The organism is Pseudomonas sp. JE3303 (genome assembly GCF_056312565.1).
This window is the reverse complement of the sequence record NZ_JBWGIF010000009.1, coordinates 39,127-66,106: the sequence shown is the minus strand read 5'-3', so window position 1 is coordinate 66,106 and position 26,980 is coordinate 39,127. Positions and strand designations below refer to the sequence as shown.

At 61.9% G+C, this 26,980-nt stretch carries 22 protein-coding genes and 1 tRNA gene; 8 read left to right on the top strand and 15 right to left on the bottom strand.

Going from position 1 to position 26,980, the window contains the following annotated elements:
- Positions 1-223 precede the first annotated feature (223 nt).
- Positions 224-300, top strand: a tRNA-Arg gene (locus AC0ZZU_RS14235).
- 53 nt (positions 301-353) lie between these two features.
- Here the strand turns inward: AC0ZZU_RS14235 and AC0ZZU_RS14230 are convergent.
- The 5 genes from AC0ZZU_RS14230 to glcD are packed head-to-tail and all read right to left on the bottom strand — an operon-like array spanning position 354 to position 6,793.
- Positions 354-2,534: a malate synthase G gene (locus AC0ZZU_RS14230; protein WP_476341536.1), complete on the bottom strand. Its 2,181-nt coding sequence runs from the start codon at positions 2,532-2,534 to the stop codon at positions 354-356.
- A 52-nt stretch (positions 2,535-2,586) separates the two neighbouring features.
- Positions 2,587-2,988, bottom strand: coding sequence for a heme-binding protein (locus AC0ZZU_RS14225; RefSeq protein ID WP_158460254.1), 402 nt, complete (start codon positions 2,986-2,988; stop codon positions 2,587-2,589).
- A 20-nt stretch (positions 2,989-3,008) separates the two neighbouring features.
- Positions 3,009-4,226: a glycolate oxidase subunit GlcF gene (gene glcF / locus AC0ZZU_RS14220; protein ID WP_158460255.1), complete on the bottom strand. Its 1,218-nt coding sequence runs from the start codon at positions 4,224-4,226 to the stop codon at positions 3,009-3,011.
- Between the two features lie 3 nt (positions 4,227-4,229).
- Positions 4,230-5,294 (bottom strand): glycolate oxidase subunit GlcE, encoded by a 1,065-nt coding sequence (gene glcE / locus AC0ZZU_RS14215; RefSeq protein ID WP_476341535.1) that lies wholly within the window; start codon positions 5,292-5,294, stop codon positions 4,230-4,232.
- Positions 5,294-6,793 (bottom strand): glycolate oxidase subunit GlcD, encoded by a 1,500-nt coding sequence (gene glcD, locus AC0ZZU_RS14210; RefSeq protein ID WP_158460257.1) that lies wholly within the window; start codon positions 6,791-6,793, stop codon positions 5,294-5,296. Before glcD ends, glcE begins: the two co-directional genes overlap by 1 nt.
- 231 nt (positions 6,794-7,024) lie before the next feature.
- Between glcD and glcC the strand changes: the two genes are divergently transcribed.
- The 3 genes from glcC to cysC all read left to right on the top strand — a co-directional run bounded on the left by glcC (position 7,025) and on the right by cysC (position 9,454).
- Entirely contained in the window at positions 7,025-7,792 is a 768-nt protein-coding gene (gene glcC / locus AC0ZZU_RS14205; protein ID WP_158460258.1) for a transcriptional regulator GlcC, read from the top strand.
- A gap of 154 nt (positions 7,793-7,946) precedes the next feature.
- Positions 7,947-8,873, top strand: a complete 927-nt coding sequence (locus AC0ZZU_RS14200) for a hypothetical protein (protein ID WP_476341533.1) — start codon at positions 7,947-7,949, stop codon at positions 8,871-8,873.
- Positions 8,870-9,454 (top strand): adenylyl-sulfate kinase, encoded by a 585-nt coding sequence (gene cysC / locus AC0ZZU_RS14195; RefSeq protein WP_476341532.1) that lies wholly within the window; start codon positions 8,870-8,872, stop codon positions 9,452-9,454. The genes AC0ZZU_RS14200 and cysC overlap by 4 nt, the downstream gene beginning before the upstream one ends.
- Positions 9,455-9,536: 82 nt before the next feature.
- Here cysC and AC0ZZU_RS14190 read toward each other — a convergent pair whose 3' ends face one another.
- The gene (locus AC0ZZU_RS14190) at positions 9,537-9,635 is read right to left on the bottom strand and encodes a small membrane protein YohP (protein WP_476341530.1); all 99 of its coding nucleotides are present in this window, start codon (positions 9,633-9,635) and stop codon (positions 9,537-9,539) included.
- A gap of 171 nt (positions 9,636-9,806) precedes the next feature.
- Between AC0ZZU_RS14190 and AC0ZZU_RS14185 the strand changes: the two genes are divergently transcribed.
- Positions 9,807-10,196, top strand: a complete 390-nt coding sequence (locus AC0ZZU_RS14185; RefSeq protein WP_476341529.1) for a hypothetical protein — start codon at positions 9,807-9,809, stop codon at positions 10,194-10,196.
- Positions 10,180-10,368: a DUF1289 domain-containing protein gene (locus tag AC0ZZU_RS14180; protein WP_476341527.1), complete on the top strand. Its 189-nt coding sequence runs from the start codon at positions 10,180-10,182 to the stop codon at positions 10,366-10,368. Before AC0ZZU_RS14185 ends, AC0ZZU_RS14180 begins: the two co-directional genes overlap by 17 nt.
- A 59-nt stretch (positions 10,369-10,427) precedes the next feature.
- Here the strand turns inward: AC0ZZU_RS14180 and AC0ZZU_RS14175 are convergent, their stop codons facing one another.
- Positions 10,428-12,563, bottom strand: coding sequence for a TonB-dependent siderophore receptor (locus tag AC0ZZU_RS14175; protein WP_476341525.1), 2,136 nt, complete (start codon positions 12,561-12,563; stop codon positions 10,428-10,430).
- Between the two features lie 182 nt (positions 12,564-12,745).
- Positions 12,746-13,711, bottom strand: coding sequence for an endonuclease (locus tag AC0ZZU_RS14170; protein WP_476341523.1), 966 nt, complete (start codon positions 13,709-13,711; stop codon positions 12,746-12,748).
- A gap of 180 nt (positions 13,712-13,891) precedes the next feature.
- On the opposite strand from AC0ZZU_RS14170, the gene AC0ZZU_RS14165 reads away from it, so the two are divergent.
- Both AC0ZZU_RS14165 and AC0ZZU_RS14160 read left to right on the top strand, forming a co-directional pair.
- On the top strand, positions 13,892-14,260 hold the full coding sequence (locus AC0ZZU_RS14165) for a histone-like nucleoid-structuring protein, MvaT/MvaU family (RefSeq protein ID WP_158460264.1): 369 nt from the start codon (positions 13,892-13,894) through the stop codon (positions 14,258-14,260).
- Positions 14,261-14,442: 182 nt separating this feature from the next.
- Positions 14,443-15,864 (top strand): sugar porter family MFS transporter, encoded by a 1,422-nt coding sequence (locus AC0ZZU_RS14160; protein ID WP_476341520.1) that lies wholly within the window; start codon positions 14,443-14,445, stop codon positions 15,862-15,864.
- A gap of 43 nt (positions 15,865-15,907) precedes the next feature.
- Here the strand turns inward: AC0ZZU_RS14160 and AC0ZZU_RS14155 are convergent, their stop codons facing one another.
- The 7 genes from AC0ZZU_RS14155 to AC0ZZU_RS14125 form a co-directional block, all read right to left on the bottom strand.
- Positions 15,908-16,903, bottom strand: coding sequence for an aldo/keto reductase (locus AC0ZZU_RS14155; protein WP_476341518.1), 996 nt, complete (start codon positions 16,901-16,903; stop codon positions 15,908-15,910).
- Positions 16,904-16,994: 91 nt separating this feature from the next.
- Positions 16,995-17,846, bottom strand: a complete 852-nt coding sequence (locus tag AC0ZZU_RS14150) for a LysR family transcriptional regulator (RefSeq protein ID WP_476341516.1) — start codon at positions 17,844-17,846, stop codon at positions 16,995-16,997.
- Positions 17,847-17,932: 86 nt separating this feature from the next.
- Positions 17,933-19,027, bottom strand: coding sequence for a type VI secretion system protein TssA (gene tssA / locus AC0ZZU_RS14145; protein ID WP_476341515.1), 1,095 nt, complete (start codon positions 19,025-19,027; stop codon positions 17,933-17,935).
- 93 nt (positions 19,028-19,120) lie between these two features.
- Entirely contained in the window at positions 19,121-19,639 is a 519-nt protein-coding gene (locus AC0ZZU_RS14140; RefSeq protein ID WP_476341513.1) for an Hcp family type VI secretion system effector, read from the bottom strand.
- Positions 19,640-19,779: 140 nt separating this feature from the next.
- Complete coding sequence (gene tssM / locus AC0ZZU_RS14135) at positions 19,780-22,275, bottom strand: type VI secretion system membrane subunit TssM (protein ID WP_476341511.1); 2,496 nt, start codon at positions 22,273-22,275, stop codon at positions 19,780-19,782.
- Positions 22,272-23,186, bottom strand: coding sequence for a type VI secretion system-associated protein TagF (tagF, locus tag AC0ZZU_RS14130; RefSeq protein WP_476341509.1), 915 nt, complete (start codon positions 23,184-23,186; stop codon positions 22,272-22,274). The genes tssM and tagF overlap by 4 nt, the downstream gene beginning before the upstream one ends.
- Positions 23,183-26,968, bottom strand: a complete 3,786-nt coding sequence (locus tag AC0ZZU_RS14125; protein ID WP_476341507.1) for a type VI secretion protein IcmF/TssM N-terminal domain-containing protein — start codon at positions 26,966-26,968, stop codon at positions 23,183-23,185. Before AC0ZZU_RS14125 ends, tagF begins: the two co-directional genes overlap by 4 nt.
- Positions 26,969-26,980 lie beyond the last annotated feature (12 nt).

The following is a 26,980-nucleotide window of genomic DNA, read 5'->3' as shown; positions in this document are numbered from 1 at the left end:
TCGGAAAAATATCCTTTTAAATCAATAGATTATAAGGTATTTCGCACGGGTGTCCCGTGCACTTTGCATTCTGCATGATGGCACGCGTTGCAGATTGCACGACGACCAGATCTGTAGCGAATGCTCCCACAGGCAAAAAGCCTGATTGATGACATGACAAATGGCACATCGCTGGTTAACATGCTGCCCGTCGTTTCTTGCAGCGCTCGCTGCCGACGCACGTGTCTCAGTAGCTCAATTGGATAGAGCATCCCCCTCCTAAGGGGAAGGTTGCAGGTTCGAACCCTGCCTGGGACACCATATGAACCAAAGCTTCCAGCCTGACCAACGATATGCCGGCATCACGCTTCCAGTCAGCGCCCTGTGCTTTTGAGTCTCAATCGAAACTTGTGTAACAGCGGTTCGGTATAGCCATTTGGTTGCATGCAGCCTTCGAATACCAGGGCACAAGCCGCCTGGAACGCGACGGATTGCTCGAAGTCGGGTGCCATGGGTTTGTAGAGTGGGTCCTCCGTGTTCTGTTCATCGACGACCCGGGCCATCCGCTGCAGTATTGCGAGGGTCTGCTCTCTGGTGATCACTCCGTGCCGGAGCCAGTTCGCCATGTGTTGACTGGAAATGCGCAAGGTCGCGCGGTCTTCCATCAGGCCGACGTCATGTATGTCGGGCACTTTCGAACAGCCAATGCCTTGTTCGATCCAGCGCACCACATACCCCAGCAAGCCTTGCGCGTTGTTTTCGACTTCCTCGCGAATCTCATCGGCCGACCAGGACGCGGTGGTCACGACTGGCACGCTGAGCAAGCCGTCCAGCAGTGTCTGTCTGACGCCACTGAAGTCCATCGTTTCAAGGGACTGTTGCACCGCGCGTACGTTGACCTGGTGGTAATGCAGCGCGTGCAAGGTAGCGGCGGTCGGCGAAGGCACCCACGCGGTGGTGGCACCGGCCTCGGGATGAGCGACTTTCTGTTTGAGCATGTCAGCCATTCGATCCGGCATGGCCCACATTCCTTTACCGATCTGCGCTCGCCCGCGCAATCCGCAGTCCAGGCCTACGAGCACGTTGCTTTGCTCGTAGGCCTCGATCCACGCGGTGCTCTTCATGTCGCCCTTGCGCAGCATTGGGCCAGCTTCCATGGTGGTGTGCATCTCGTCGCCGGTGCGGTCGAGGAAGCCCGTATTGATGAACGCAACCCTTGAGGACGCCGCCGCAATGCAGGCCGTGAGGTTGACGCTGGTGCGTCGCTCCTCGTCCATGATGCCCATTTTGAGGGTATGACGCTCGAGTTGTAGCAAGTCTTCGATGCGGCTGAACAACTGCTCGGCGAAGGCCACTTCGGCCGGGCCGTGCATTTTCGGTTTGACGATGTAGACGCTACCGGCCCGGGAGTTGCCCCGGCGTTGCAGATCATGCAGGGCAATCAGGCTGGTAATGACACCGTCGAGAATACCTTCCGGTATTTCCAGTCCGCTGTTATCGAGAATGGCCGGGTTGGTCATCAGGTGCCCGACGTTGCGGATGAACAGCAGCGAACGCCCGTGCAGCGTCAGTGAACTGCCATCAGCGGCGGTGTAATCGCGGTCCGGGTTCAACCGTCGGATGATGGTCTTGCCGTTTTTCTCCAGGTTTTCCTTGAGGTCACCCTTCATCAAGCCCAGCCAGTTGCGGTACACCTGAACCTTGTCATCGGCGTCGACCGCCGCCACCGAATCTTCGCAATCGATGATGGTAGACAGCGCCGCTTCGATCAGCAGGTCCTTGACGCCGGCAGCGTCCGCCTGACCGATGACGCTCTGCCGATCGATCTGGATCTCCACGTGCAGGTCGTGATTTTTCAGCAGAATGGCCGAGGGGCCAGAGGGCGAGCCCTGGTAACCGATGTACTGCGCGGTATTCGCCAAGCTGGTGCGACGGCCATCGTCCAGGGTGACTTGCAGCGCACCGCCTTCAATGTCGTAACTCGTCGCTGCTGTATGGGAGCCACTGCTCAACGGGAATGCCTGATCCAGAAACGCCCGCGCAAACGCGATGACTTTGGCCCCACGCACAGGGTTGTAAGTCCGACCCGGCTCGGCGCCGCCGTCATCGGCGATCACGTCGGTGCCATAGAGTGCGTCATACAGCGAACCCCAACGGGCATTGGCCGCATTCAGCGCGTAACGAGCATTTGCAGCGGGAACAACCAATTGCGGCCCGGCCTGTACACTGATCTCGGTATCGACGTTACGAGTGCTGACTTTGACGTTATCGGGTTGCGCTTGCAGGTAACCGATCGTGCTCAGAAAATCGCGGTACGCCGGCATGTCGCTCACAGGGCCCGGGTGTGCACGGTGCCAGGTATCCAGTTCTCTTTGCAGACGATCCCGTTCTACCAGTAGCGCGCGGTTGATCGGCGCCAGTTCATGCACCAGCGCGGCGAAACCGCCCCAGAATGTTTGCGAGTCCATGCCGGTGCCAGGCAAGACGTCCAGGTCAACGAAACGTTGCAGGACAGGCGCTACCATGAGGCCATGGCAGTTAACGAAATCGGTCATTTTCAATCTCCATCACACGGTGTTTATCGAGCGCTGCCAGTAGCACGTCAGTTCATTTCAGGCACCGGGCGCCGGCCTGGGCCACTTGTGCATCCTGCTCGGGCTTGACCCCGGACACGCCGATCGCGCCAATCACTTGGCCGTCAACGATGATTGGCACGCCACCTTCGAGGGAGGTCAGCAGGGGCGCCGACAGGAAGGCATGGCGACCGCCGTTGACCATCTCCTCATAGCCCTTCGATTCACGCCTGCCCAACGCCGAGGTACGCGCTTTTTCCGTGGCGATGTAGGCGCCAATAGGCGCACAACCGTCGAGACGTTCGAGCATCAGCGGATGGCCGCCGTCGTCGACAATCACGATGGTCACGGCCCACTGATTATTCAGCGCTTCGGTGCGTGCGGCGGCAAGGAGCTGGCTGACTTCGGTCTGGCTCAGGACTGCTTTGTTTTTCATGGGGATTCTCTAGGGTTCGGTTAAGGCAAGGCGGCTTCGACCAGTTCGATCCAGTGCCGGACAGGGGTTCGGCCCGCCCCGTCGAGGTGGGACTGACAACCGATATTGGCGGTGACGATAACTTCGGGGTGCCCGCTCTCCAGAGCGTTGAGCTTGTTGTCGCGCAGCTGCCGGGAGAGTTCGGGTTGGGTCAGCGAATAGGTGCCCGCCGAGCCGCAGCACAGGTGGCCGTCGGCAACAGGCGTCAGGTTGAAACCCAGGCTTGTCAGAATCGCTTCAACTGCGCCGCCCAGTTTTTGCGCATGTTGCAAGGTGCAGGGGCAATGGAAGGCCAGGCGCTGGTTGCCGTGGACGCCGAGTCTTTCCAGCGGCTCATCGCGCAGTACTTCCACCAGGTCCTTGGCTAGCCTACTGACCGTTCTGGCTTTTTCCGCGTAGGCAGGGTCGGTGCTGAGCAGGTGACCATAGTCCTTGATGAAAGCACCGCAACCACTGGCGGTCTGCACGATGGCCTCGATGCCGTTTTCAATGCTCGGCCACCAGGCGTCGATGTTGCGTCGAGCGCGATCAAGACCGGCCGCCTGGGCATCCAGGTGGTAATCCACGGCGCCGCAGCAGCCGGCCTCGCGGACCGATTTGATGCTGATCCCCAGTCGATCCAGGACTCGCGCGGCGGCCGCGTTGGTATTGGGCGACAGACTCGGTTGTACGCAGCCCTCGAGCATCAGCACCTGCCGGGTGTGGCGCGTGACCGGACGTGGTTTTGCCGGATGCATGTCTCGCGGCAATTTGACTTGCAGGGTGTTGGGCAGCAAGGCGCGGAAAACCTGACCGCTGCCAACCAGCCCTTTGAACAGTCTCGAATTGGGGACGACACTGCGTAACCCCTCACGCAATAATCGCTGACCGAGCGGGCGCGGCACCGCCGCATCGACCACTGTCCGACCGATGTCCAGCAGGTTGTGGTAGTCGACGCCGGACGGGCAGGTGGTTTCGCAGTTACGACACGATAGGCACCGGTCCAGATGTTGCTGGGTCTTTCGCGTGACCTCGTTTCCCTCCAGCACCTGCTTGATCAGATAAATGCGACCCCGCGGTCCATCCAGTTCATCGCCCAGTAGCTGGTAGGTCGGGCAAGTGGCATTACAGAAACCGCAGTGCACACAGGTGCGCAGGATGCGCTCAGCTTCTTCGGCGCGGGGCAGTTGACGGGCTTGTTCGCTCAAGGTGGTCTGCATGGGTCAAAACTCCGCGTACAGGCGTCCAGGGTTGAAGATGCCCTGGGGATCGAGTGCTTGCTTCAGATTCCGGTGGTAGCGCATCAATGCGCCAGGCAACGGTGGGAAAGGGCTGTCGATCATGCCTTGGCTGTAGCAGGTCACATGCCCGCCAACCTCTTCCACGATCGAGCGAATGACCGTTGCCTCTGCGTCAGATTTGAGCCAACGCTGGGCGCCTCCCCAGTCGATCAGTTGCCGACCGGGCAGCGACAGCTTCGGGGTGTTGTTCGGCAGCGACAGGCGCCAGAGCGGCTGGTCTTCATCGAAAAAGCTCAAGCGGTGCTCGTTGAGATCATCCCAATATGAGGAGCGCAGCAACTCGCCGCCGAGTCGGTCATGCGCCGCCATCACCGAGCCTTCGCCACCCTCAAGCCGCAGGTGCAGGCGTTGGCCATCGTGGCACGCCGCGCTGATTGGCAACGGTTGCTGGCCCCACTCTGCGAGGCGCAGCAAGGCGCGATCGCTGTCCATTTCCAGGCTGATGCTCTGGCATTGCCGTGGTTTGGGCAGGACCTTGAGTGAGACTTCCGTCACCACGCCAAGCGAGCCGTAGCTGCCGGCTATCAAGCGCGACAGATCGTAGCCAGCGACGTTCTTCATGACTTCGCCACCGAAACGTAGATGCTTGCCATGCCCGGTGATGACGCGTGTCCCAAGGACGAAGTCCCTGAGGGATCCGGACCAGGGACGCCGGGGTCCGGACAGCCCGGTGGCGACCATGCCACCAACAGTGGCGCCCTCGCCGAAGGAGGGTGGCTCGCAGGGCAGCATCTGCTGAGCCGCCTCCAGCACTTCCAGCAGTTCTGCCAACGGGGTGCCGCAGCGGGCGGTGATCACCAGTTCGGTCGGGTCGTAGCTGACGATGCCACGGTGGCTGCGCGTGTCGAGCACTTCACCTGCCACGGTGCGGCCCAGAAAAGCCTTGCTGTTGGAGCCTTGAATACGTAACGGCGTGGAATTTTGCAGCGCCTGGATCACCTGCTCCAGCAGCGAGGCGCTGTCGTCGAAATCGTGTTGGCTGCCCATCAGAAACGCTCCAGTTCAGGGAAAGGCATTTGCCCCATGTGCACGTGCATGGCGCCAAACTCGGCGCAGCGGTGCAGCGTCGGGATGTTCTTCCCGGGGTTGAGCAGGCCACTTGGATCGAAGGCGGCTTTGACGGCATGAAACAGGGTCAGCTCATCACTGTTGAACTGCGCGCACATCTGATTGATTTTCTCCCGGCCTACACCGTGTTCACCGGTTATGCTGCCGCCGACCTTTACGCACAATTCGAGGATCTTGCCGCCTAAGGCTTCAGCGCGATCGAGCTCACCCGGCTGGTTGGCGTCGAACAGAATCAACGGGTGCATGTTGCCGTCACCGGCGTGGAAAACATTGGCCACCCGCAGGTCGTATTCGGCCGACAACGCCGCGATCGCGTGCAGCACGCCGGGCAGTTCACGGCGCGGGATCGTGCCATCCATGCAGTAATAATCCGGTGACAGGCGACCCACGGCCGGAAAGGCGTTCTTGCGTCCAGCCCAGAAGCGCACACGTTCGGCTTCATCGCGGGCCAGGCGTACTTCGGTGGCGCCGGCCTGTTCCAGCACCTGGCGTACGCGCTCGCAGTCCTCGTGAACGTCGGCTTCCACACCGTCGAGTTCGCACAGCAAGATGGCTTCGGCGTCGACCGGATACCCAGCGTGGATAAAGTCTTCGGCGGCACGGATGGCCAGGTTGTCCATCATTTCCAACCCACCTGGAATGATGCCGGCGGCAATAATGTCACCTACGGCACGCCCCGCCTTTTCCACCGAATCGAACGCCGCCAGGAGCACCTTGGCGGTTTGCGGTTTGGGCAGCAGTTTGACCGTGACTTCGGTGATCACCCCGAGCATGCCTTCGGAGCCGGTGAACAGCGCGAGCAGATCGAAACCCGGTGAGTCGAGGGCTTCTGACCCTAGCGTCAGGCGTTCACCGTCGACGGTCAGGATGTCGATCTTGAGCACGTTGTGCACGGTCAGGCCGTACTTCAGGCAATGTACGCCCCCGGCGTTTTCCGCCACGTTGCCGCCGATGGAGCAGGCGATCTGCGAGGAAGGGTCTGGCGCGTAGTACAGGCCAAAAGGCGCGGCAGCCTGGGAAATCGCCAGGTTGCGAACACCTGGTTGGACGCGGGCAGTGCGGGCGGCGGCGTCGATGTGCAGGATGTTGTTGAAGCGCGCCATCACCAGCAGCACGCCTTTTCCCAACGGCAATGCGCCGCCGGACAAGCCAGTCCCGGCGCCGCGAGCGACTACCGGCACTTGCCTTTCATGACAGAGGCGAAGCACTCCCTGAACCTGGTCAATGGTGCGCGGCAGCACAACCAGCATGGGGGGCGTGCGATACGCAGAGAGTCCGTCGCATTCGTACGGCTTGAGTTCTTCCTGCAGATGCAGGACCTCCAGATCCGGCCATTGCCTATTCAGGGCCTGCAGCAGCGCATTTTTGTCGACGTCAGGCAGCACCCCGTCAACGCCTTCGTCGTAGAGAATGTTCATCGTTGCACGACACTCGGTTGTTTTTATAAGAGGTCTGTTTGCGTATCCAACTGGCTTGCATCATTGGACCGAGGCGATCTACTGTCCATGTATTGTTTGTGTGGTCGAACCAGTTTTTTTTTGGAGGTTTTCCATGTTTATGGAAAAAATCGATATTAAACAGATAGATACAGCTCACACTTATCGTACCGGGTCTGCCTGGTGGGACTGGTCATACCAGTTGGAGGTCTAATGGACGGCGAAGGTACCAAGCGAAATCTGCAAGTGGCCGATGTGGTCTGCGAGCGAATCGAACGTCTGATCGTTGACGGTGTGCTCAGGACTGGACAGCTGTTGCCCTCGGAGCGTCGTCTTACGGAAAAACTTGGCGTATCCCGCACAGCCCTTCGCGAGGGGTTGAAGCTGCTACGCGCTCGCGGGATCATCGAGACGGAGCAGGGTAAAGGATCATTCGTCGCCAACCTTTCGGGGCACGGTGCAACCTCACCATTGATGCACTTGTTCAGTTCGCAGCCTCGAACACTCTATGATTTGTTCGAGGTCCGTAGCTTGCTTGAAGGGGAGTCTGCTCGTCTGGCGGCCCTGCGCGGCACAGACGCTGATTTTGTCCTTATCACCCGCAGCTATGAAGCCTTGGTCGATGCGCACTCGCGATCGTTGGACGCATCCCGACACGCTCAGCTCGACCATGCCTTCCATCTCGCTATCTGCGAGGCTTCGCACAATCCCGTGCTGGTGCAAACGTTGCGCTCGCTGACGGATTTGCTGCTCAACACGGTCTTTGCTTCGGTCAACAACCTTTATCACCGCGAACCGCAAAAGCGTCAGATCGATCGGCACCATGCACGCCTCTACAACGCCGTGACCGGACGCATGCCAGAGCAGGCACGCAAGGCGGCGATTGCGCATATCCAGAGCATCTGCGAAAACCTCAAGGAAATTGAAGGCGAAGAACAGCGTCTGGTTCGAGCCACATTGCGACTTGAGGGGTGGGCGTAGAGGAGGATGTCGAGCCCTGCCGACGAGACTGTCCGCAAGGTTTTCTTAAGTAACACGAAAAAACGGTCGCTTTGGATATAGCTGTAAGGGGCAGGTTGCTATTTTGGATACGTCCAAGGAAGCTACTCTTCTTGAATTCAGCTAAGAGTGATCCATGCCAGTCAAAAATATTTTTATCGCCGGGTTCGAGAAATGTGGCACAACGGCGCTTTCCGATTGGATGCTGATCAATGGGTTGGTAGAGGATCGTGTACCGGGAATAAAAGAGCCTTTTCTCTACGCCAACGATCAGCCTGACGCGATGAAAACGCGTACATCCGCTCTGCCTTTGCTGGATGCCAGCGTAGGCTATGCGGGAGACCCGGCGGCTGTCCAAAGACTGCCAGAGGATGAAACACGAATAGTGCTTTGTCTCAGGAATCAGTTCGAGCGGCTGTGGAGCTCGTACAAGATGAAGAAGGTTGTGGGCATTGAGGGTCACCTCATAGGAGATTACTTTTCTCAGGTCAACGCAGCCAGAAGCAGTCAACCTGAGGCAGTCAAATCAGCAGCGGTGGTCGGCATCTATCAGGCTGCTACCTGCAAATATTTTCCTCGACGTTCACACCACATAGTTGAGCGCTATGTGGCGGAGGAGATCGCCAGGCTCAGTGCTCAAAGCTTTCTGGAGAGGGTTGAATATGAGCTCGGGTTCTACCTTTCTCGGCGGCAGTTGCCGTTTATGTCTATCTTGACGCAATCTTTTTATTACTATCCGTTGCGAACGCTTCTGGAGAAATTTCAGCCTTCGGATATTGCAGTTGTCTCGGTCAGCAAGCTTGAAAATAACGATCTGAGGCAGCGCTTCGTTGAAAGCGTTTTTGAAATGCCTGTTGTCACCTCAGAAGTACCCATCAGCTTCAGCGGCGAGAAGATCGAGATCGACGAAGCAAAACCAGACTTCAGTCACTCCTCGTTCGATCTTCTACGATCGGTCTTCCGATACGATCTGGAGCAAGCCCGTCCCCTGATCAAGACCACGTTGTTTGGCGATAGCCTGCTCGACAATAAAGAGCTCGACCGTTACGGGATAAAGCCATGAGTTCTGCGCCCGTGAGGGAAGCGCTGATGCATGCACACGCCCCTGCGGTACTCTGGTTTACAGGGCTGTCGGGCTCAGGCAAGTCGACGCTTTCCAATGCCGTCGAACTTCTCCTGCGTCAAAAGGGCTGTCAAACGGTGATCCTGGATGGTGATATCTTGCGCGGGGGGCTGTGCAGCGATCTCGGTTTTTCCAACGAGGATCGTCAGGAGAACATTCGGCGCACCGCCGAGATGTCCGCAATTCTCGTGCAGTCTGGATTGATTGTGCTGGTGGCCCTGATCTCACCTTTCGCCAGCGACCGCCAGCGAGCCAGGCAGTTGATCCCATCGGGGCACTTCTACGAGATCTATTGCGACTCCAGCGTGGATGAATGTGAACAACGAGACGTGAAAGGTTTGTATCGCCGGGCCAGAGCCGGAGAGATCAAGCAGTTCAGCGGTATAACATCGCCCTACGAACCGCCGGTGCAACCTGATCTGGTGCTGCACACGGCAAGAGACAGCATTGAGAAATGTGCTCAAGAAGTGATGCGACTCGTTGACCGCCACCAGGCGCGCAACTCAATCGTGCTCTCGTAGCGCCGCTTTGAATGCTCCCCTGTCGTACCAACGAAGGCAGTAAGCGATACGCCCGCAAACTGCCCCGTCTTCCTTCGGAACCTCAGAACACCAGCTTGAACAGCGCGATCACCACGATCAGGCCAATCAGGAAAATCACACCAACGGTACCGCCTAGAAATTTCAACATGGGATTACTCACTTCCAATGGGCTTGAACGTCTAGACACCTTTCTGCCATCAGTGGTTTCGTCGGATCCGCCTCGTTCAGGCGACGGCGATTGGCAAACGCCGCCTGATGCCTCAGGCTTGCGCGCTGCAACAGCGTGCCGACAGTGCGGCACGCGTCTGGATATCCACCGGCGGAGCGGCACATGGCCTCCTCGAAACGAAAGCACTCAGGCATCGAGCGCGAACTGGTGCGCGCGCTTACCCATGCCTGCGAAACGGCCAAAAGTGAAATCGTCGGCTTTACCTGGCTGACCCATCGGGTGGACTACGACCGGTTCCCGCAGAGCCTTGTCGTGACTTGGGTATTCGACAGCGACAACAGCATGAACGCCGCTGTCGCCAATCAGGAAGCAGGGAGGATCGAGGCGCTTACCCTGGCAGCCTTCCAGGACATCGGCATCGTCGTCGCGAACATCACATCCCACGTCGAGCTCGACTCGGAGGAGCGCTGCGCTTCCCAGCATGGCGGCGACTGGGCAGGGCGATTGGGTTCACGGCAGAAGGCAGACGGCAAGCATGGCCAAAGACATTGAAAACCCCTGCGTTTCGCTGTGCCAGCTCAACAGCGAAATGTGCGTGAGCTGCGGCCGGACCCGCGAGGAAATCCGCAAGTGGCGGGGCATGAAACGCCCCGAGAAAATGGCGACCGTGCAGAAAGCCACGGCCCGCATGAAGACCATCGACAAGAAGAAGAGCAAACGCTAGCGGCGATGGCGCCTGAGCCGTTGCAGGCCCATGCGCCACTTGGCCAATGCCCTGACGCATCAGAAGGTGTAGGCAATTCCCGCCTGCACGGTGCGTGGCGCCCCGGGATAGACGTAGGTATTGAAAGCCCCTTCGTCGTAGCCCTTGTCGAACACATTCTTCACATCCAGGTTCAGCCGCACATGCTCATTGAGCTGGTAGAAGCTCAGCAGGTCGACCACGGTGTATTGCTCCATGGTGTAGGTCTGCGCGGCGGTCTGCCCGGCACGGTCGTCCACGTACTTGATGCCGACGCCCAGGCCCAGGCCCTTGGCCGGACCGTCCTGGAACTCATAGGTGTTGAGCAGGCTGAAGCTGTTGCGCGGGATGTTGGCCAAGCGGGTGCCGGTGGGCAGGCTGCTGTCCTTGGTCACCTCGGCATCGACGTAGGCGTAGCCACCGATCATCCGCCATTCGGGGGTGAGGTTGCCGGCAATGTTGACGTCCAGGCCGCGACTGCGGACCTCGCCAGCGGCAATGCTGAAGGTGCCGGAGGGGTCGTTCGGGTCGCGGGCAAGTACGTTCTCCTTGACGATGTGGTAGATCGCGGCGTCGATACTCAGCTGGCGGTCGAGCGCCTCCCACTTGACGCCCAGCTCGTACGACTTGCCTTTCTCCGGGTCAAAGCCGCCGCCTTGCTGGCTGGCACCACTGTTGGGCTTGAATGAGCGAGCGGTGTTGGCATACACCGCGAGCGTATCGGTCAGGTCGTAGATCAGGCCGAACCGCGGAGTGACGGCATTTTCGGCCGTGGCAAAGTCACGCTGGTTGTTGAGCCTGTCGTCATAGTCATGCTCGAAACGCTCGAACCGCACCCCGGCCAGGGCCTTCAACCGGTCGGTCAGGGCCACTTGGTCCTGTACGAAGGCCGCCCAGGTCTTGAGGTTTTCCTGGTCGTGGGTTGTGGTACGCGTGAGGGCAGGGCGGGGCTGGCCAGGCACGGGGTCGAAAAGGTCGATCGGGTAGGCGCCATTGCCCGCCGCCGAGCGCTGGATGATCGACTGGTAGTCGTAGTCCTCGTATTCGATGCCGGTCAGCAGCGTATGACTGAAACCGCCGGTATCGAAGTGGCCGGTGAGGTTGAGCTGGTAGTCGCGGTCGGTCCACTCCAGCTTGCGGTAATTGAAGTTGCGCCCCAGGGTGCGTCCGTCGGCTTGGAGGCCGTTGGCTTCCACCGCGTTGCCTGCGAGCGTCCCGTCGAGCCACTGCATGCCGCCCGCCAGGGTCCAGTTGTCGTTGAGGAAATGCTCGAAGCGCAGTTGCGCCATGTCGTTGTCATTGTGCAGCAGGTTGTCGCTGCCCTTTTCCCAGATGTTGGTGTCGCGCGAGGCGCTGCCGCGCTGCGCCGGGTACCGCGTCAGGCCGCGGTCCAGGGGGTGGTTGTTGCGCATGAAATCACCCTCGAAGACGATCCGGGTATCGTCGTTCATCTGCCAGGAGAGCACCGGCGCGACGTCGTAGCGTTCGGTCTGCACGTCATCGCGAAAGCTCTCGCCGCCCTCGCCCAGCACGTTCAGCCGGTACGCCAGGCGACCGTCTTCGCTGAGCGGGCCGGTGGCGTCCAGCGTCGCGCGGTGCATGCCCTGGTCGTCCAGCTGACTGCCGAGGGTGACTCTGTTCTCGGCCAGTGGCTGCTTGCTGACCACATTGAAGGTGCCGCCAGGATCGCCCCGGCCATACAGGCTCGTAGCCGGGCCGCGCAGCACTTCCAGCCGCTCGACGGTGTTGGCGTCGGGCGCGTTCGGGTAGCCGCGGTTGATCGGGAAACCATTTCGGTAGAACTCGCCCGTGGTGAAGCCGCGCACGGTGAAGGTGGTCAGGCCCTGGCCGCCAAAGTTGTTCGCGCGTCCGACGCCGCCCGCGTAGTCCAGCGCATCCTGCAGACGGGTAGCGGCGGTGTCTTCCAGTACATCCTTGGGCACCACGCTGATCGACTGCGGCGTTTCATGCAGCGCCGTGTCGGTGCGGGTGGCGCTTGCCGAGCGGCTGGCCCGGTAGCCGATGACCGGGCCATCAGCGCGCTCGAGGTTGCCGGCGTCCGCGCTGATGTTCACAGCGTCGAGCTGGATATTCGAGCTGTCCGGGGGTGGTGTCGATGCCCAAGCGGAGAGAGGGGCGGCGTGTAGCAGGCACAGCGAAACGATCGTGCGGCGCATCGATTGACGACCTGAGCAAGGGGAAATGGGATGAATGCGCCGCGATCTTACTTGTTAATCATTCCCAGATACAGTGATGGCACGCGCTCCTTTTGATCGCTGGCGCACTGCAGTCTGTGGCGGTGGTGTTGCGCGCCCTGGCACGTCGTAATGGCACCAGGGCGGTGTTTACCGGAAGTTCTTTACTTGCAGTTGCCCGCCTTGCGATACCCCGCCGCTTGCGCCGCCGCTTCGGAGTGGAACATCACCTGGTTCTTCGCCGACACCTTGCCGTAGCTGGGGCATCCGACGGGCAGGTGATACAGGTGACTGTTGCTGTTGCCGATGATCGCGCCGCCCGCCGAGGTGCTGGCCACGGTCTGCTGCGCTGCAGGCTTCGGACTTTTCGCCGGCACGGCGCTGACCACGCCTTCGCCCGTGGGCTTGTAGCCGGATGTCCAGCTGCGCTCGCCGGTCACGAAGGGGTTGGAGTGGCCCATGATCGCGGCGATACGACGATCGCGCTCCTTCTCCCAGGTGCTTACCGGGTGCTGTTTGTCCCAGGCCATGAGCAGCTGTTGTTGCTGGCGTGACATGTTCAACTTGTACCGGTCGAACATGTAGAACGTCGTGCGGGCGACCAGTCCCTTGACCTCGTCACGGGGTTCGGCGGCGCGTTGCTGGAAGTCGACGCGGGTCTTGCACTGGCCGTACTGCGGAGCAACGCCAGAGACCATGCCGTAGTTGAAGTTGCTGCGGTCGCCGTTTACTTCGCCCACGGACGGATAGAGGTTGAAAAGATCGGCTTCCATGGCGCGGAAGACCGGGTCGTCATCGACACAGTGCTTGCGGCCACCGTTGTTCCAGCATTGTCGCTGGTGACCGAATGTCCAGGCCGGGACGATATGTTCCCACTCGGTGCGGTCGGCGCGGGTTTGCTGGCTTCTTGTCTGATAACCGCAGGACTTGGGGTCTACCCGGCCCCCGGATTTTCCGACCCAGGTCCACTTGCAACCACAGTAGAGTTCGCCCATGGCACTGTTTGCCTGGTCGAGGTAGATCTTCTGTTTGGCAACGGTCTTGGCTTCGGTGAAGGTCGACGGGGGAGTTGCGTGGGCGGGTGTGGTTATGGATAAGGCGAGAAGTAGGGCAGACAGCAGTTTGATCATGGCGACGCGGTATCTTGATGTGGGGCGGGCAGTATACCGGTGCCTGGCTAAGCTGTAGCTACTGCAGTTGAACGAAAGGGATTCAATAATCTCGAACAATTAAGCTGAGACAACCCACGACAGATCCATTACCCTGCTGCTACTGTGTATTTGTCCCTCTCGAACTAAAGGAAATTATCTATGTCGCGTTTGGCAGAATTCCGTCAACTAGAGCAGAAACTCGCGGCCCAGCTTGCTGAGCTCGAGGTGATGAAGGGCAGCTCCGAACTCAAGGCTGAAATCGAATTCGAGACCAAACTGCGCGCATTGCTGGAAAAGTATGGCTTTAGCCTGCGCGAGATCGTCAATATCCTGGATCCGCAGGCAGGCCGTCGTGCTCCGGCCGCCGCCGCCCCACAGAAGGCTACGCGCAAGGCCCGTGACGTGAAGGTTTACAAGAACCCGCACAACGGTGAACAGATCGAGACCAAGGGCGGCAATCACAAGTTGCTCAAAGCCTGGAAAGCCGAATACGGCGCAGGCGAAGTCGAGTCTTGGCTGGCCAAGTAACAAGCCAGGCGTCGACACTCCCATAGCCCCGCCGCAGCGGGGCTATTTTATTTAGAGCGCCAGCGCTCCATCTTTCTCGCCTGTTTGCAACCTTGCCAACGGAACTACCGCGCCCGACACGCCCCTAACACAGTCCTATGCGCACTGGCACAACGCTAGTTCCACGTTTCGGATTTGGCTTCATGTCTTCGAATACCGGTTATTCAACCAACGCTCTACCTCGTGAACAACACGCCTCCCCGAACCGGCTCATCTTCATCTCTGTTCTTGTCGCCACCATGGGCGCGCTTGCATTCGGCTATGACACGGGAATCATCGCAGGCGCGTTGCCGTTCATGACCTTGCCGGCCGACCAGGGCGGCCTGGGATTGAATGCCTTCACCGAGGGTTTGATCACGGCTTCATTGATCGTGGGCGCGGCGCTTGGCTCACTTGCAAGTGGCTACCTCTCCGACCGCTTCGGTCGGCGGATCACCCTACGCGTCCTGGCGGTGCTCTTCATCGTTGGCGCCTTGGCTACCGCCATTGCGCCTTCGATTCCGTTCATGGTCGCCGCGCGGTTCGTGCTGGGGGTCGCAGTGGGCGGGGGCTCGGCGACAGTGCCCGTGTTCATCGCTGAAATCGCCGGTGCTTCACGCAGGGCCAGGCTGGTCAGCCGCAATGAACTGATGATCGTCAGTGGCCAATTGCTCGCCTATACGCTGAGCGCCGTCATGGCCGCGTTGCTGCATACACCCGATATCTGGCGCTACATGCTCGCAATCGCCATGGTGCCAGGCGTGCTGCTGCTCGTCGGGACCTTCTTCGTGCCAGGCTCGCCACGCTGGCTCGCCTCCAAGGGCCGCTTCGATGAAGCGCAACAGGTGCTGGAACAGTTGCGCGACACCAAGGCCGATGCGCAGCGCGAAATCGAAGAGATGAAGGCTCAGGACGAGCAAGCCCGAAACCGTCCTTCGAAGAGGGAGCTGCTACGCCAGGGGTGGGTCATCAAGTTGCTGTTGATCGGCATCGGCCTGGGCTTCACCGCGCAATTCTCAGGCGTCAACGCCTTCATGTACTACACGCCCCTCATCCTCAAGAACACCGGCATGGGCACCAATGCCGCGCTGACCGCCACCATCGGCAATGGGGTGGTTTCGGTCGTAGCAACACTCATGGGCATATGGGCCATCGGCCGTTATGGCCGGCGGCACCTTCTCATGACAGGGCTGGTGGCGGTGATTCTCATGCAGGCCGCACTGGGTTGCGTGCTGCAGTTCATGCCCCAGAACCTCACCCAGAGCTACACCGCGCTGGCCTGCATCCTCGTGTTCCTGTTCTTCATGCAGATGTGCATTTCACCGGTCTACTGGCTGCTGATGTCCGAACTGTTCCCGATGCAGGCCCGGGGGATACTGGCGGGTACTGCTGTCTCGATGCAGTGGCTGTTCAACGCAACCGTTGCGTTCAGTTTTCCGATCGCGGTGGAGTCATTGGGCAACCCCACGTTCTTCGTGTTCGCGGTGATCAACCTGGGGTCACTGGCGTTTGTGTTCCTGTGCCTTCCGGAGACGAAGGGGAAGTCGCTGGAGCAGATCGAGAAGCATATGAAGCGGGAGTTGTGAGCCAGGCGCGAGGCAGCTTCTGGCTGCCTCGCCAACCTGCTGGTCACTTGAACCCGACAACCGCATGCGGCACGTACAGCGCTTCGAGCCGCGCGGTCTCATCCTCGGAGAGCGTAAGCTCAAGCGACGCAATGGCATCATCAAGCTGAGAGGCCTTCGATGCGCCCACGATCGGCGACGAAACCCCACGCTTGCCGAGCACCCATGCCAGCGCGACCTGCGCCATCGGCACGCCGCGCTCCTTGGCGATCTGCTCGACCACGCCAATCACTCGGCCGTCTTCGGCCTCGGTGCCCTCGTAGAACGACTGGCCGGAAACATCGCTGCGCGTACGCGCGGTCTGCTCGCCGTGCGGCCGGGTCAGGCGGCCTCGTGCCATCGGGCTCCAGGGCATCAAACCGACGCCCTGGTCGATGCACATCGGGATCATCTCGCGCTCTTCCTCACGGTAGATCAGGTTGAGGTAGTTCTGCATGGACACGAACCGGCTCCAGCCATGGGTGGCGGCGACATGCTGCGCCTTGGCGAACTGCCAGGCGTACATCGATGACGCGCCGATGTAGCGCGCCTTGCCCGCCTTGACCACGTCGTGCAGGGCTTCCATGGTTTCCTCGATAGGCGTGTTGTAGTCCCAGCGATGGATCTGGTACAGGTCGACATGGTCCACGCCCAGGCGGGTCAGGCTGGCGTCGATGCTGGAGAGGATCGCCTTGCGCGAGAGGCCTTGTTCATTCGGCCTGGTCGAACCTTCCCACATGTTGGCAGGGAAATAGACCTTGGTGGCGATGACCGTTTCGTCGCGGCGGGTGAATTCCTTGAGCAGCTTGCCCAGGATGATCTCGGAGGTGCCTGCCGAGTAGCTGTTGGCGGTATCGAAGAAGTTGATCCCCTGCTCGACGGCATGGCGGATGATCGGGCGGCTGGCGTCCTCGCCCAGCGTCCAGGGATGGGTACCGGCATCCGGCTCGCCGAAGGTCATGCAGCCCAGGCACAGTTTCGAGACATCCAGGCCTGTGGTTCCCAGCTTGACGTACTGCATCGCTATCTCCTCGCGTTGATCGTGGGAGAAGGTTAGCGCTGATTCGGGTGAGCGAAAATCCCGTATCGATGCAGGCGTGTCCTGCAAAAATTCACAACCGCAGGAGAGGGCGCACGTTGCGGTTCAAGAAGTCAGTCACGGCTTTGATGCGCGGTGTGTCCCGAACATCTTCGTGCACTGCCAGCCAGATCTCGATGGTCATCGACTCGTCCTGCTCGCCGGCTTGCTCCAGACCGTACTCCTGCGCCATGAACGCCGGGAGGCAGGCAACACCGACACCGCCCGCGGCGGCCTGGGCCTGGATCCGCAGGTCGTTGCTCTGCAGCGCGAACGGACGTCCGCCGGCCTGGGTGTTCAGCCATCGCTGCTGAGGGGATTTTGCCTGGGACTCGTCATAGCCGATGTAGACCGGCTGATCGCGGCTACGCAGGTAGGCGGCGGAGGCGTACAGCCGGTACTCCAGCAGACCCAGCAGGCTGGCCACCAGCGTAGGCTCGGTCGGCCGCGACAGGCTGATCGCGATATCGGCTTCGCGCCGTGCCAGGGACGCCCGCGACTTGCTGCCCACCAGCTTGAGGCGCAGCAGCGGGTAGCGCGCGTAGAGATCGGCCAGCCGCCGGGCGATCATGCTGCCCAGGAGGGCAGGGGGCGCCGACAGCACGACTTCGCCCTCGACGTGTTGCTGGCCTGAGCTTGCGAAGTGCTCGAGCGCGAATGACGACAGGGTCATCTGGTCGGCAAACTCCGCGACCCGCCGGCCCTGATCGGTGAGGGCGTACGCCCTTGGGCGACGGTCGACGAGCTTGAGGTTGAGGGAAGACTCCAGCGAAGAGATCCGCCGCGCGATGGTCGCGTGGTCGACACCCAGCGCTTTCGCGGCCGCCGACAGAGAGCCTGCGGCAACGAAGGCGGAGAAATAGCGTAGGTCTTCCCAGTCGAACATGTGGCGGCACCTTTTGCTCCAGAGCGCGAATTATACCGGCTTGGAGGACGGTTGCAGGGACAGGGCATCACTGCACAAGCTAGCGGCTACCGTTTTTCGCGCGTCCCGAGAACATCGCGGATGTTATCCACCACATTACTGTCCTTGATCACATCGCTCAGCCAGCCTTCCAGCGGCATGTTGCCCCACTTGATCGCTCGCTCGATCAGATATGGCACGGGGCTCTGCGGCTCGGTCTGCTTGAAGTACTGGGCCACGCCCGCGAGCAGGGTGAACGCTTCGTCACGGGTCAGCGGCGTGGTGCGCATCGGGGCCGGAGAAGCGGGTTGGACAAGGTCATTCACCGGGGCACCAGGCGCTTGGGAGGGGCTGGCATCAGCCTCGGGTTGCGCGGCTACCGGCTGGGCAGGGGCGATGTCGATCCCACGGTCCTTCAGCAGCTTTTCCGCGAGCTGACTGGCGCGCGAGAGCATGTCGGCCAAGCTTGCGAAGCTGGGCGCCTCGCGGCCGAACAACTGGTCGGCGGTCAGTTGCAACTGCCCGCACGCCTGCAGGCTGCCGGCGATCTGCGCGGCCTTCTCGCGCAGGTGCTCCGAGTCGCTGAGCACTACCGAGCGCTGGAAGATCTCGGCGTTGATCTTGCCTTCGTCCAGCGCGGTCTGCATCGCCTTGGGGTTCTGCAAGGCCAGGTTTTCCACATGGCGTGATTCGTCGTAACGCAACACGCCGAAATGCTGCCCTTGGGTAATGGGCAAGCCACCGACGATATCGGTGAGGGTACTCTTGAGCCAGGTGAGCCGTGCGGCACGTTCGTCCAGGCCTTCCTCGAGCAGCGGGTAGAGACTGTCCCAGAACGATTGCAGGATGCGTTCCGCCAGGGTCAGGCCAAAGGTGATGCCTTCGAAATGGTAACGCTGCGCCAACCCTTCGCTCAGCCAGGCCACCAGCATCAAGTCCTTGCTCTGCCGCGACAGCCCCTGGGAGGACAGCTTGATCACCTGTTCCCAGTCGGCGGACTTGAGATCGGTCTGCCAGTCGCCCTGGGTAAGGTAGTCCGGGTCGGCGCGACGTGCTTCCTTGATCTGGTCGAACAAGGGGGAGAAGCTCAGGTCCTCGCCACTCGCACCCTCGATCGGCGCAGTCAGTTCGGCCAGCGAAAGGTCAGGGAGAAATTCGGCCATAAAGCACTCGGTTCAGAAAACGAAAGCACCACGCCCCAACGGGGCGCGGTACCTGGAAACGGGCCGCATCGGCGGCCCATGTCAGACGCGGACTCAGGCAAACACTTTGTTGGCCGTGCGGTCCCAGCCACCGGTGACGTTGCCGCCGCCCTGGCCGTCGCCACGGCTCTGCTGGGTGTAGGTGGTCTTGATACGCGCGAAGTTGAAGCTGACTTCTTCGATCGGCAGGTCGCCGACCGCCTTGTCTTCGCCACCCTGGTTGCCACCGGCGACCGCCTTGATCGACGACACCACAACCTCTTCCAGGTTGATGGTCAGGTAAGTGACCTTGTCACCGCCTGCGCGGTTGACGTTCAGCTGGATCTTGGCGATGTGGGTGCCTTTGCAGCAGGCTTCGAACAGTTTGGCCGAAGCCTTGTCGACGGCCTTGCGGATGCTGAAGTCGCTCAGCGCGACGCGCTCGGACGAAGCACCGCCCGACGAACTGGCGGTCGCCGAAGTGGCCTGGGTCGCGCCGTACTCGTAACCCAGCACTTCGATCCAGTCCTTGTGCTTGTCATCCAGCACTTCACCTGGGATGCCATCGATCTGGATATATGCGTCAAATGCCATTTCAAACTCTCCTTTCCATCATGTAAGGGACGCACAACGCACCCCTTGTTTTGACCTCGCTGAAGACATCAACAGAGGTAGCTTGCCGCCGCCCTGGCCTCATCCCGTGAGGCCCGCGCGGCCGGTTTTGCAGCGCAGGCTCAGTTGAGTCCGCGCACTTCGATTTCGACCCGGCGGTTGGGCTCCAGGCACTTGATCAGCTGGGCCCTGGGCGCCTGCATGTCGCACTTGACCAACGGCATGCGGCTGCCTTCGCCCTGGGCAGCCACCAGCTCGGCGGGCACGCCTTTACCGACCAGGTAGGTACGGATGGTCTGTGCGCGTTGCCGTGAAACCTGCAGGTTGCCTTGCGGGTCGCCCAACTGGTCGGCGTGCCCGGAAATCACGATCTTGCCGATGTTCGGTGTATTGAGCAGCTTGCTTGCGATAGCGCTCAGCTGGGTCTGTCCTTCGCTCTTGAGGCTCTGGAAGTCGGCGCGGCCGAAGGCGAACAGCGTGTCCGACTCCAGCGTGATGGTCTCGATCGAGCGCAGCGACTGGGTCAGCAGGCTATTGATGTAGTTGCGCGTACTCGACGTGAGGAACGCGTTGTCGAGCAGGCGCGGCACGTCCGGCTCGTGGATCTGGTCGCTGTAGAACTCGATCTGGCGGCTGGCGTAGACGTAATCCTGGGAAGCATCGGCCTCGCCGCCCGCCGTGGCCAGGGTCTTGCCGGTCTGGCGAGCGATCGCCGGGTACCAGTAGTCCGGCATCCTTGCCTTCAGGAAGGCTGGGTCGGCTTTCTCGCGCTGGGCGGGCGAGAGCATCACGTAGGTGTCCAGGGCCGCCTTGCCAAAGTCGGCGATCGACTTCGCGCGATTGTCATGGGGCAGGGCTTCGGCCTCGACGCTGTCGACCCCTTTCACAGGCATCAGCTCGCGGGTGTTGCGCTGGTACACCTTGAGCGTCGTCAGCAGGTACAGCGTGCGGGTGAGGTTGTCGCCGGTCGGCTTGAGCATCACGCCCTGCAGTTCGCTGAAATAGCGTGCGCGCAGCAGCGGTTCGGCCTTGAACCCTTGATACAGTCCAAAGCGCAGCCGCAGCGGCACGCCCTCGCCGTGGTGATGCCGGTAATAATGGGCGGTCCAGAAACGCAGGCGGTCGAGGCTGCGCCAGTCGGCATATTGGTCCGTGGCGCGCTGGTCTTCGGCCGCGGCCTGTACCAGCTCGGAGGAGATGCGGGTGAGGGTGCGGCTGTTGTTGTAGTACGACCAGCCCCACAGGCTGCACAACAACGCTGCGGCAACGCTGGCGCCGCCGATCCATGCGGCCTTGCGGCGGCGCTCACGGTGGTTGACGGTGTACACCGCGACCAGGTGCTGGTCGGGGATGATCACCTTGCGGAACAGGCTGTTGATGAACAGGGGCGTGGGCTGGCCCCGCCCGCCGCCGGCATCCGCCGCTTTCTCCAGGGCAAAGCGTTCGGTGACCCACTGGCCATGGCTCCCCAGGTTCGCCTGGTCGGCATCCAGCGCGCTGGTGAAGTAGAAGCCACGCAGCAGCTCGGCGTTCTGGTACGGGTTGGCGCGCAGCAGGCTGTCGACGAACTGCTGCAGGCGCGGCTTGAGCGCGGTCAGCTCAAGTGGAAAACGATAGGCTGCGTTGTCCTGCCGGGTTACCTGGATGTCCTGCAGCGCCAGGTGCTGGCCTGCAACCTGTTGCCAATGGCCGGCCAGCTCGTCCATCGCCTGGCCGAAGCGCTGCCCCCAGTCGGCTTGCTCGTAGCCGTTGTGCACGAACGTCTTGCCGACCACTTCGCCGCGGGCTTTGTCGTCGAGCTGGCGAAAGAACGAGGTGAATCCCGGGATCAGGTCGCACTTGGTGAACACCAGGTAGATAGGCAGGCGTACTTCCAGCAGTGCGCAGCTTTCCTGGATACGCTCGCGCAGGCTCTTGGCCACGCGCTCGCTGTCTTCCGGCGCGGCCTGCAGGATGTCGTGGATGCTGACGCTGACGATCAAGCCATTGAGTGGCCGGCGTTGGCGATGCTGACGCAGCAACTGCAGGAACCCACGCCATTTGCCTGCTTCCTCGGGGCTGTTCATGTAGCGTCCGGCAGTGTCGAGCAACACGGCCTCGGAGCTGAAGAACCAGTCGCAGTTGCGTGTGCCGCCAAGGCCGGCCACCCGCGCGCCTTCACGCTCGGCATAGGGGAAGTTCAGGCCCGATTGCTGGATCATGGTGCTCTTGCCCGCCGCCGGCTGGCCGATGACCAGGTACCAGGGCAGGGCATACAGGACATCCTTGGCAGGCGTGCCACGCGGCGTGTTGCTGTGCAGCCGTTCGATGCTCTGCAAGAGGCGCTGGCGCAGCAGGCTGACCTCCTCGCGGTCGGCCGGAGTGGCGTTGAGCACCGCCTGGTCGGCGTCGTCCCGCAGCAACGCTTCAAGGTTGTGGTGCTGCGAGGCGCCGCGGTAAAGCAGCAGTACGTAGCCGGCCGACAACAGCACGAACAGGCCGATGCCAACCAGCAGGCTGTCCAGGGAGGCATACCCCAGGGCCCGGCCGACCGCCCAGACGACGAAGATCGACAGGAAGAAGCACACCCCCAGCAGGTAGGGTTGGTAGCGCAGGCAGTAATATTTGATCTTGTTCATACAAGCGGGGCATCCGGCGCGTCGGCGAAGTGGTCCATGACGTGATCGAGAGAGCGGTCTATATCGTGTAGTCGTGCAATCGCAGGCGATGCCTCACTGCTCAGCAGTGCCAGGCGCTGGTCGGCTTCGGCCGAGCGCGTCAGCAGGCGATAGGCGTTGCCGGCCTGGCGCGAGGCGAAGCAATAGAGCGTCGGACGCATGAAGTCGTCTACCAGCAGGCTGATGGGCGGCACGCCGTGACCACCCGCCATCCGTGTCAGCCAGGTGACCCACAGGTCAGCCGTGGGGTTTCTCAGGCCGCGCTCAGCGGGCAGTGGCAGCTCGATGCCCGTGTCGCAACCGCCGTGCAGCAGGGGCCTCACGCTGCCTAGCCTGGCCAGCGCCGTGTGGCTGTCGAACGCCGGCCAGGCGCCAGCGAGCGCCTTGGCGATATCAGCGAAGCTGAAGTCATGCAGGAACTTGGCGTGCACCCGGCGGAACAGGTCGAGGTCCTGGCCTTGCACCGCACGCAAGCCGTTGATGCGCTCGAACAGCGCCGCGCTGCAGGCGCCTTGCACCGCTTGGTGGAGCAAGGGCTTGATCTGCGCGCAAAACACTTCGCCCAAGGTGAACGGATTGACCAGCGGCTCGCCTTCCTGGCCTTTGATCAGCTGGAAGATATAGAAGGGGTAGCGCCGATCGCTGGCATCGCGCGAGCTGAGCATGCCGCCCAGCAGCCAGTTGCCAGTGCGGGCCCGGTAGCTGAAGAAGCACACCGGCAGCCGGTCGAACAGCGCCTGCCAGTCCGGCCGGTGGCGCATGGCCGCCAGCGAAGCCTGCAGCCAGGCGTCGAACTCGCAGACTTCCTCCGCCGCGCCATGCAGGCTGACGAAGTCCGCGCTCGCCGGGAGCTTGCCGAAACAACCAATCACTGAACGGACCTGCCCGCGCCATTGAGCGCGCTGAGTGCCTTGACGTTGGCGAGGTCGGTCAGCTTCACGCCGCCAAAGTTGCGCACCACCAGGCTCACACGGCCATTGGCGGTGTTCCAGCTGAAGCGCTGCTGGATACCGTCGAGATCATCGACCCGCGCGCTTTCGTTCATCCGCAGCAGGCCCCATCGGCCTGGGAAGTCGAACACGGTCACGCGTTCGCCGCTCAGGGTGATCACGTCCAGGCGCGCACCGGGCGCGGTGCTGGTGCCAGGCCACGAGAAACGGCTCCAGCTGCTGCGGCCGTTGCGGTAGTGCTGCTCCTGGCCATCAAGGGTGAAGACGATATCGGTGAAGGTCGCCGAGGGTTCGAGCATGATCTCGAAGCCGTTGTCACGGTCCGAGAGGCTGGCGATCACCTGGCCCACAGAGCTGGCCTTGTCGATGCTGTTGAGCATGCCCGCGCTCACCAGCGCTGGCGCCTTGCCGGCACTGCCCATGCCCAATCCTTCGCCGCCAGACAGATTACCGATCTCGTTGCGCTTGAAGGCCGGGAGCAGGCCGCTCTCGGGGTCGACGAATCGCTGCAAGTCCTTGACCGACGCTTCGTTGCGGCTGTCGGTGGAGATCGGGTAGCGGTGCGCCATGACCTGCTCCCACGGCTTGGCGATCTGCTGCGCCCAGGCCTTGGCGATCTGCTCGCCGGCCGGGTCGCGCAGGGTTTCCCAGGCGTACTGGATCGGCAGGCTGAACAACCCTTGCAGCGAGCGCGACAGCCCGTCCTGGCTGGTGTCGACGCTGGACTCGACATAGTTGCGCACGTTGGTCACTTCGCTCGGCTGGCCTTCGAGGGTCTCGCTGATCAGTTGCTTGCTGCCCTTGCCGACGTCCTGGGAGCGCTGGATGTTGTTCATGCGCACCTTGAGCTTGCGCAGCGCTGCCAGGTAGCGGTCCATGATGGTGCTGTCAGCGCCTTCGGCGTTGTGCTGGGCGAACACCCGCGACACCGGCTCGAAGCGCTTGGCCAGGCTGCCGTCATCGATTGCCGGCAACGGGGACGACACCTGGGTGGGCAGGGCGTCCTTGCCGTCGGACCGACCCATGACCTTGCTCCACAAGCCGTCATCCTGGCTGGCGCCCGGGCGCGGGACATCGCGGATCACCGGCAGGTCCCACTGGGTGTTGTCGTTGACCGCCGCCAGCAGATTCTTCACCGGCGAGTTCTGCACGTCGCTGAGCAGCCCAAGCTGCTCGGTGGCCGATGCCAGGTCGCTGAAGTGCCGCACGCCCACGCCACTGACCATCGCGTACCAGGCCTGGGTGTAGTCGCGCTTGTAGCGGGCCATGAACTCGCGGATGAAGTTGGCCTTCTGCACGAACGCATCGCCACCTTCGCCATCGAGCACCCAGTCCGACTCGTTGCTGAGGTTGCCGGCGACCAGCTTGACCAGCTCGGGCTTGACGAACGAATCCCAGCCCTGGCGGGTGTAGAGCGCCGGCACCGCCTTGGTGCCATACAGCAGCGCACGGCCAGGCATCGGCACCAGGTCACTCAGGGCCAGGGCCGGAAACTGACGGCTCGACTCCAGTTGCAGGCGCAGGTATTCGCGGTCCACCAGCGAGCTTGAGATCATGAACGACTTGAGGTTCTGCCGGGCTTCGCTGATCAGTTGCTCGTTACGCGGCAACGATGGCGCAAGTCCCTGGTCGAGCAGCCGCAGGTAGAGCGGCATGTTCTGCTCGATCACGCGGCTGTCGGCCGGCGAGCTTTCGCTGACGGCCAGGGTCCAGGCCTGGGGCAGGGTGGCCGTGACGAACGCGGCATCCGGATGCGAGGTGGGTTCTGTCAGCATCAGGTACAGCTTCAGGGTGTTGTAGGCCTCGATGATCGACGCGACCTGCTGCTCGTCCAGGCGTCCGAGCATTTCTTCGGAAAGCGACAGGCCGCCGGTGGTGGCGGACAGCTCGGCAGCGTCGCTGACGGTCGCCCGGTTGACGGGCGCCGCGCTCGCGCCGGAGCGGGTCCTGGCCGGAGCCTGGCGGGCCTTGCGCGGATTGGCCGCGGTGGCCGGGGCAAATTCCAGCTGCTGGTTCATGTCGCTGGCAAAGCCGTCGAAGGCGCGCATCTGCGTCTGCAGCCGCAGGGTGACCGGCTCCAGCACCTGGGTGCGCAGCTGGTCCACGTAGGCTGCCTGGGTGGCCTCATGAATGCCCTCGCCCCGGTACAGTCCTGCGCTCAGGTGCAGGGGCACGCCATTGATGCGGTGGCGTTCCACGGTTTCCATCTGTGGGCGCAGCAACTCGAGGCCCTGGCCCGCGGCCAGTTGCTGCTCGCGGTCGGGCGACTGCTCAAGCGCCGCCAACTGCCCGCGCAAGTCGGCCAGCCACTGTCGGTTGTTGGCGAACGAAACGCCCTGCCAGGCAATGAATGCCATGCCTGCCAGCGCTGCCAGGCCGATCAGCGCTGGGCTGAACGACCTCGAGCGTCCCTGGCGCGACTGGTGCAAGGCCAGGTCGCGGTCCGGGAAGATCACCCGGCGGAAGGTATCGGTGATGAAGTAGCTGCGATGGCCGGTGCGCCGCGTGTGGCCGTCGGTGAGCGGCTCCGCCTCGGCGTCCGCCTGCAGCGCGAAGGATTCTGCAATGTCATCTTCGTAGATCTGGCCCAGCTGCTGGTCGGTCTGCAGCGCGCTGGTGAAGTACAGGCCGCGCAGCAACAGCGGAGCGCCGGCCTGGTGGCCGCGGGCGAAGTGGTCGAGGAACTGCTCGAGCACGCTGGTGAGCTCGGCAAAGTACTGGGGGAAGTTCAGCAGTGTGCTGCTGGCATCCGAGCCCAGTGCAATCATCTGCGCATCGACATGCTGGCGGATGCGTTGCTGCAGGTTGCCAAGCCGCGTATTGAGCACCGCATGCAGGCCGTCCCTGCGAATCTCCGACAGGCCAAAGGTCATGCCCAGTGGCTGCTGGCGCTCTTGCAGGTCCAGGCCCTGGAAGGCCTCGTCGAAGCCAGGCAACTGGTCGGTCTTGCTCAGCATCAGGTAGATGGGCGGGCTGGTGTCCAGGCACTCGGTGTATTCCTCGACGCGCGAGACCAGCCGGGCGGCGAGGTCCTCGCGATCCTCGTGTGTCGCCGACAGCAGGTCCGGCAGGCTGACCACCAGCACCAGGCCGTTGATTGCCGCCGCGCCGCGCTGTTTGCGGAGCAGGCGCAGAAAGTCCGCAAAGTCGCTGGCGGACTGGTCGTCTCCCAGGTAACGGCCAGCCGTGTCGATCATCACGGCGTCGGGGCTGAAATACCAGTCGCAGTGCTGGGTGCCGCTTTCGCTGTCGCTGGTGGTGGCGACGCTGGCCGACAGGCCCGAATGGGTCAGCAGCGAGGTCTTGCCCGCCGCCGACATGCCCATGACCAGGTACCAGGGCAGGTCCGACAGCGCGGCCGAGCCGCCGCCGCCAGCCGAGCGGTCGGTGCGCAGCATGGTGATGGCGTGCTTCAGGCGCTCGCGCAGCACCTGCTGGTCACGGAACTCGCCGGTGGCATTCCACGAGCGGTCGACTTCGCGCTGGAGCAGGTTTTCCAGGTTGTGCTCGGAACGGATGCGCTGGTACTGGCGCAAGATGATGACCAGCATGAAGCAGGCGCTGACGATCGCCAGCGCTTCGCGCACATGGTCGCGCAGCCCCGGCACCAGTGGCGCCAGCAACCAGCAGGCGAGCAGGCTCAGCAGCCACAGCAGCGGCACCAGAAACCAGAAGTTCTTCAACAGACGCAGTAATGTTTTCATGTCTTCCTGACT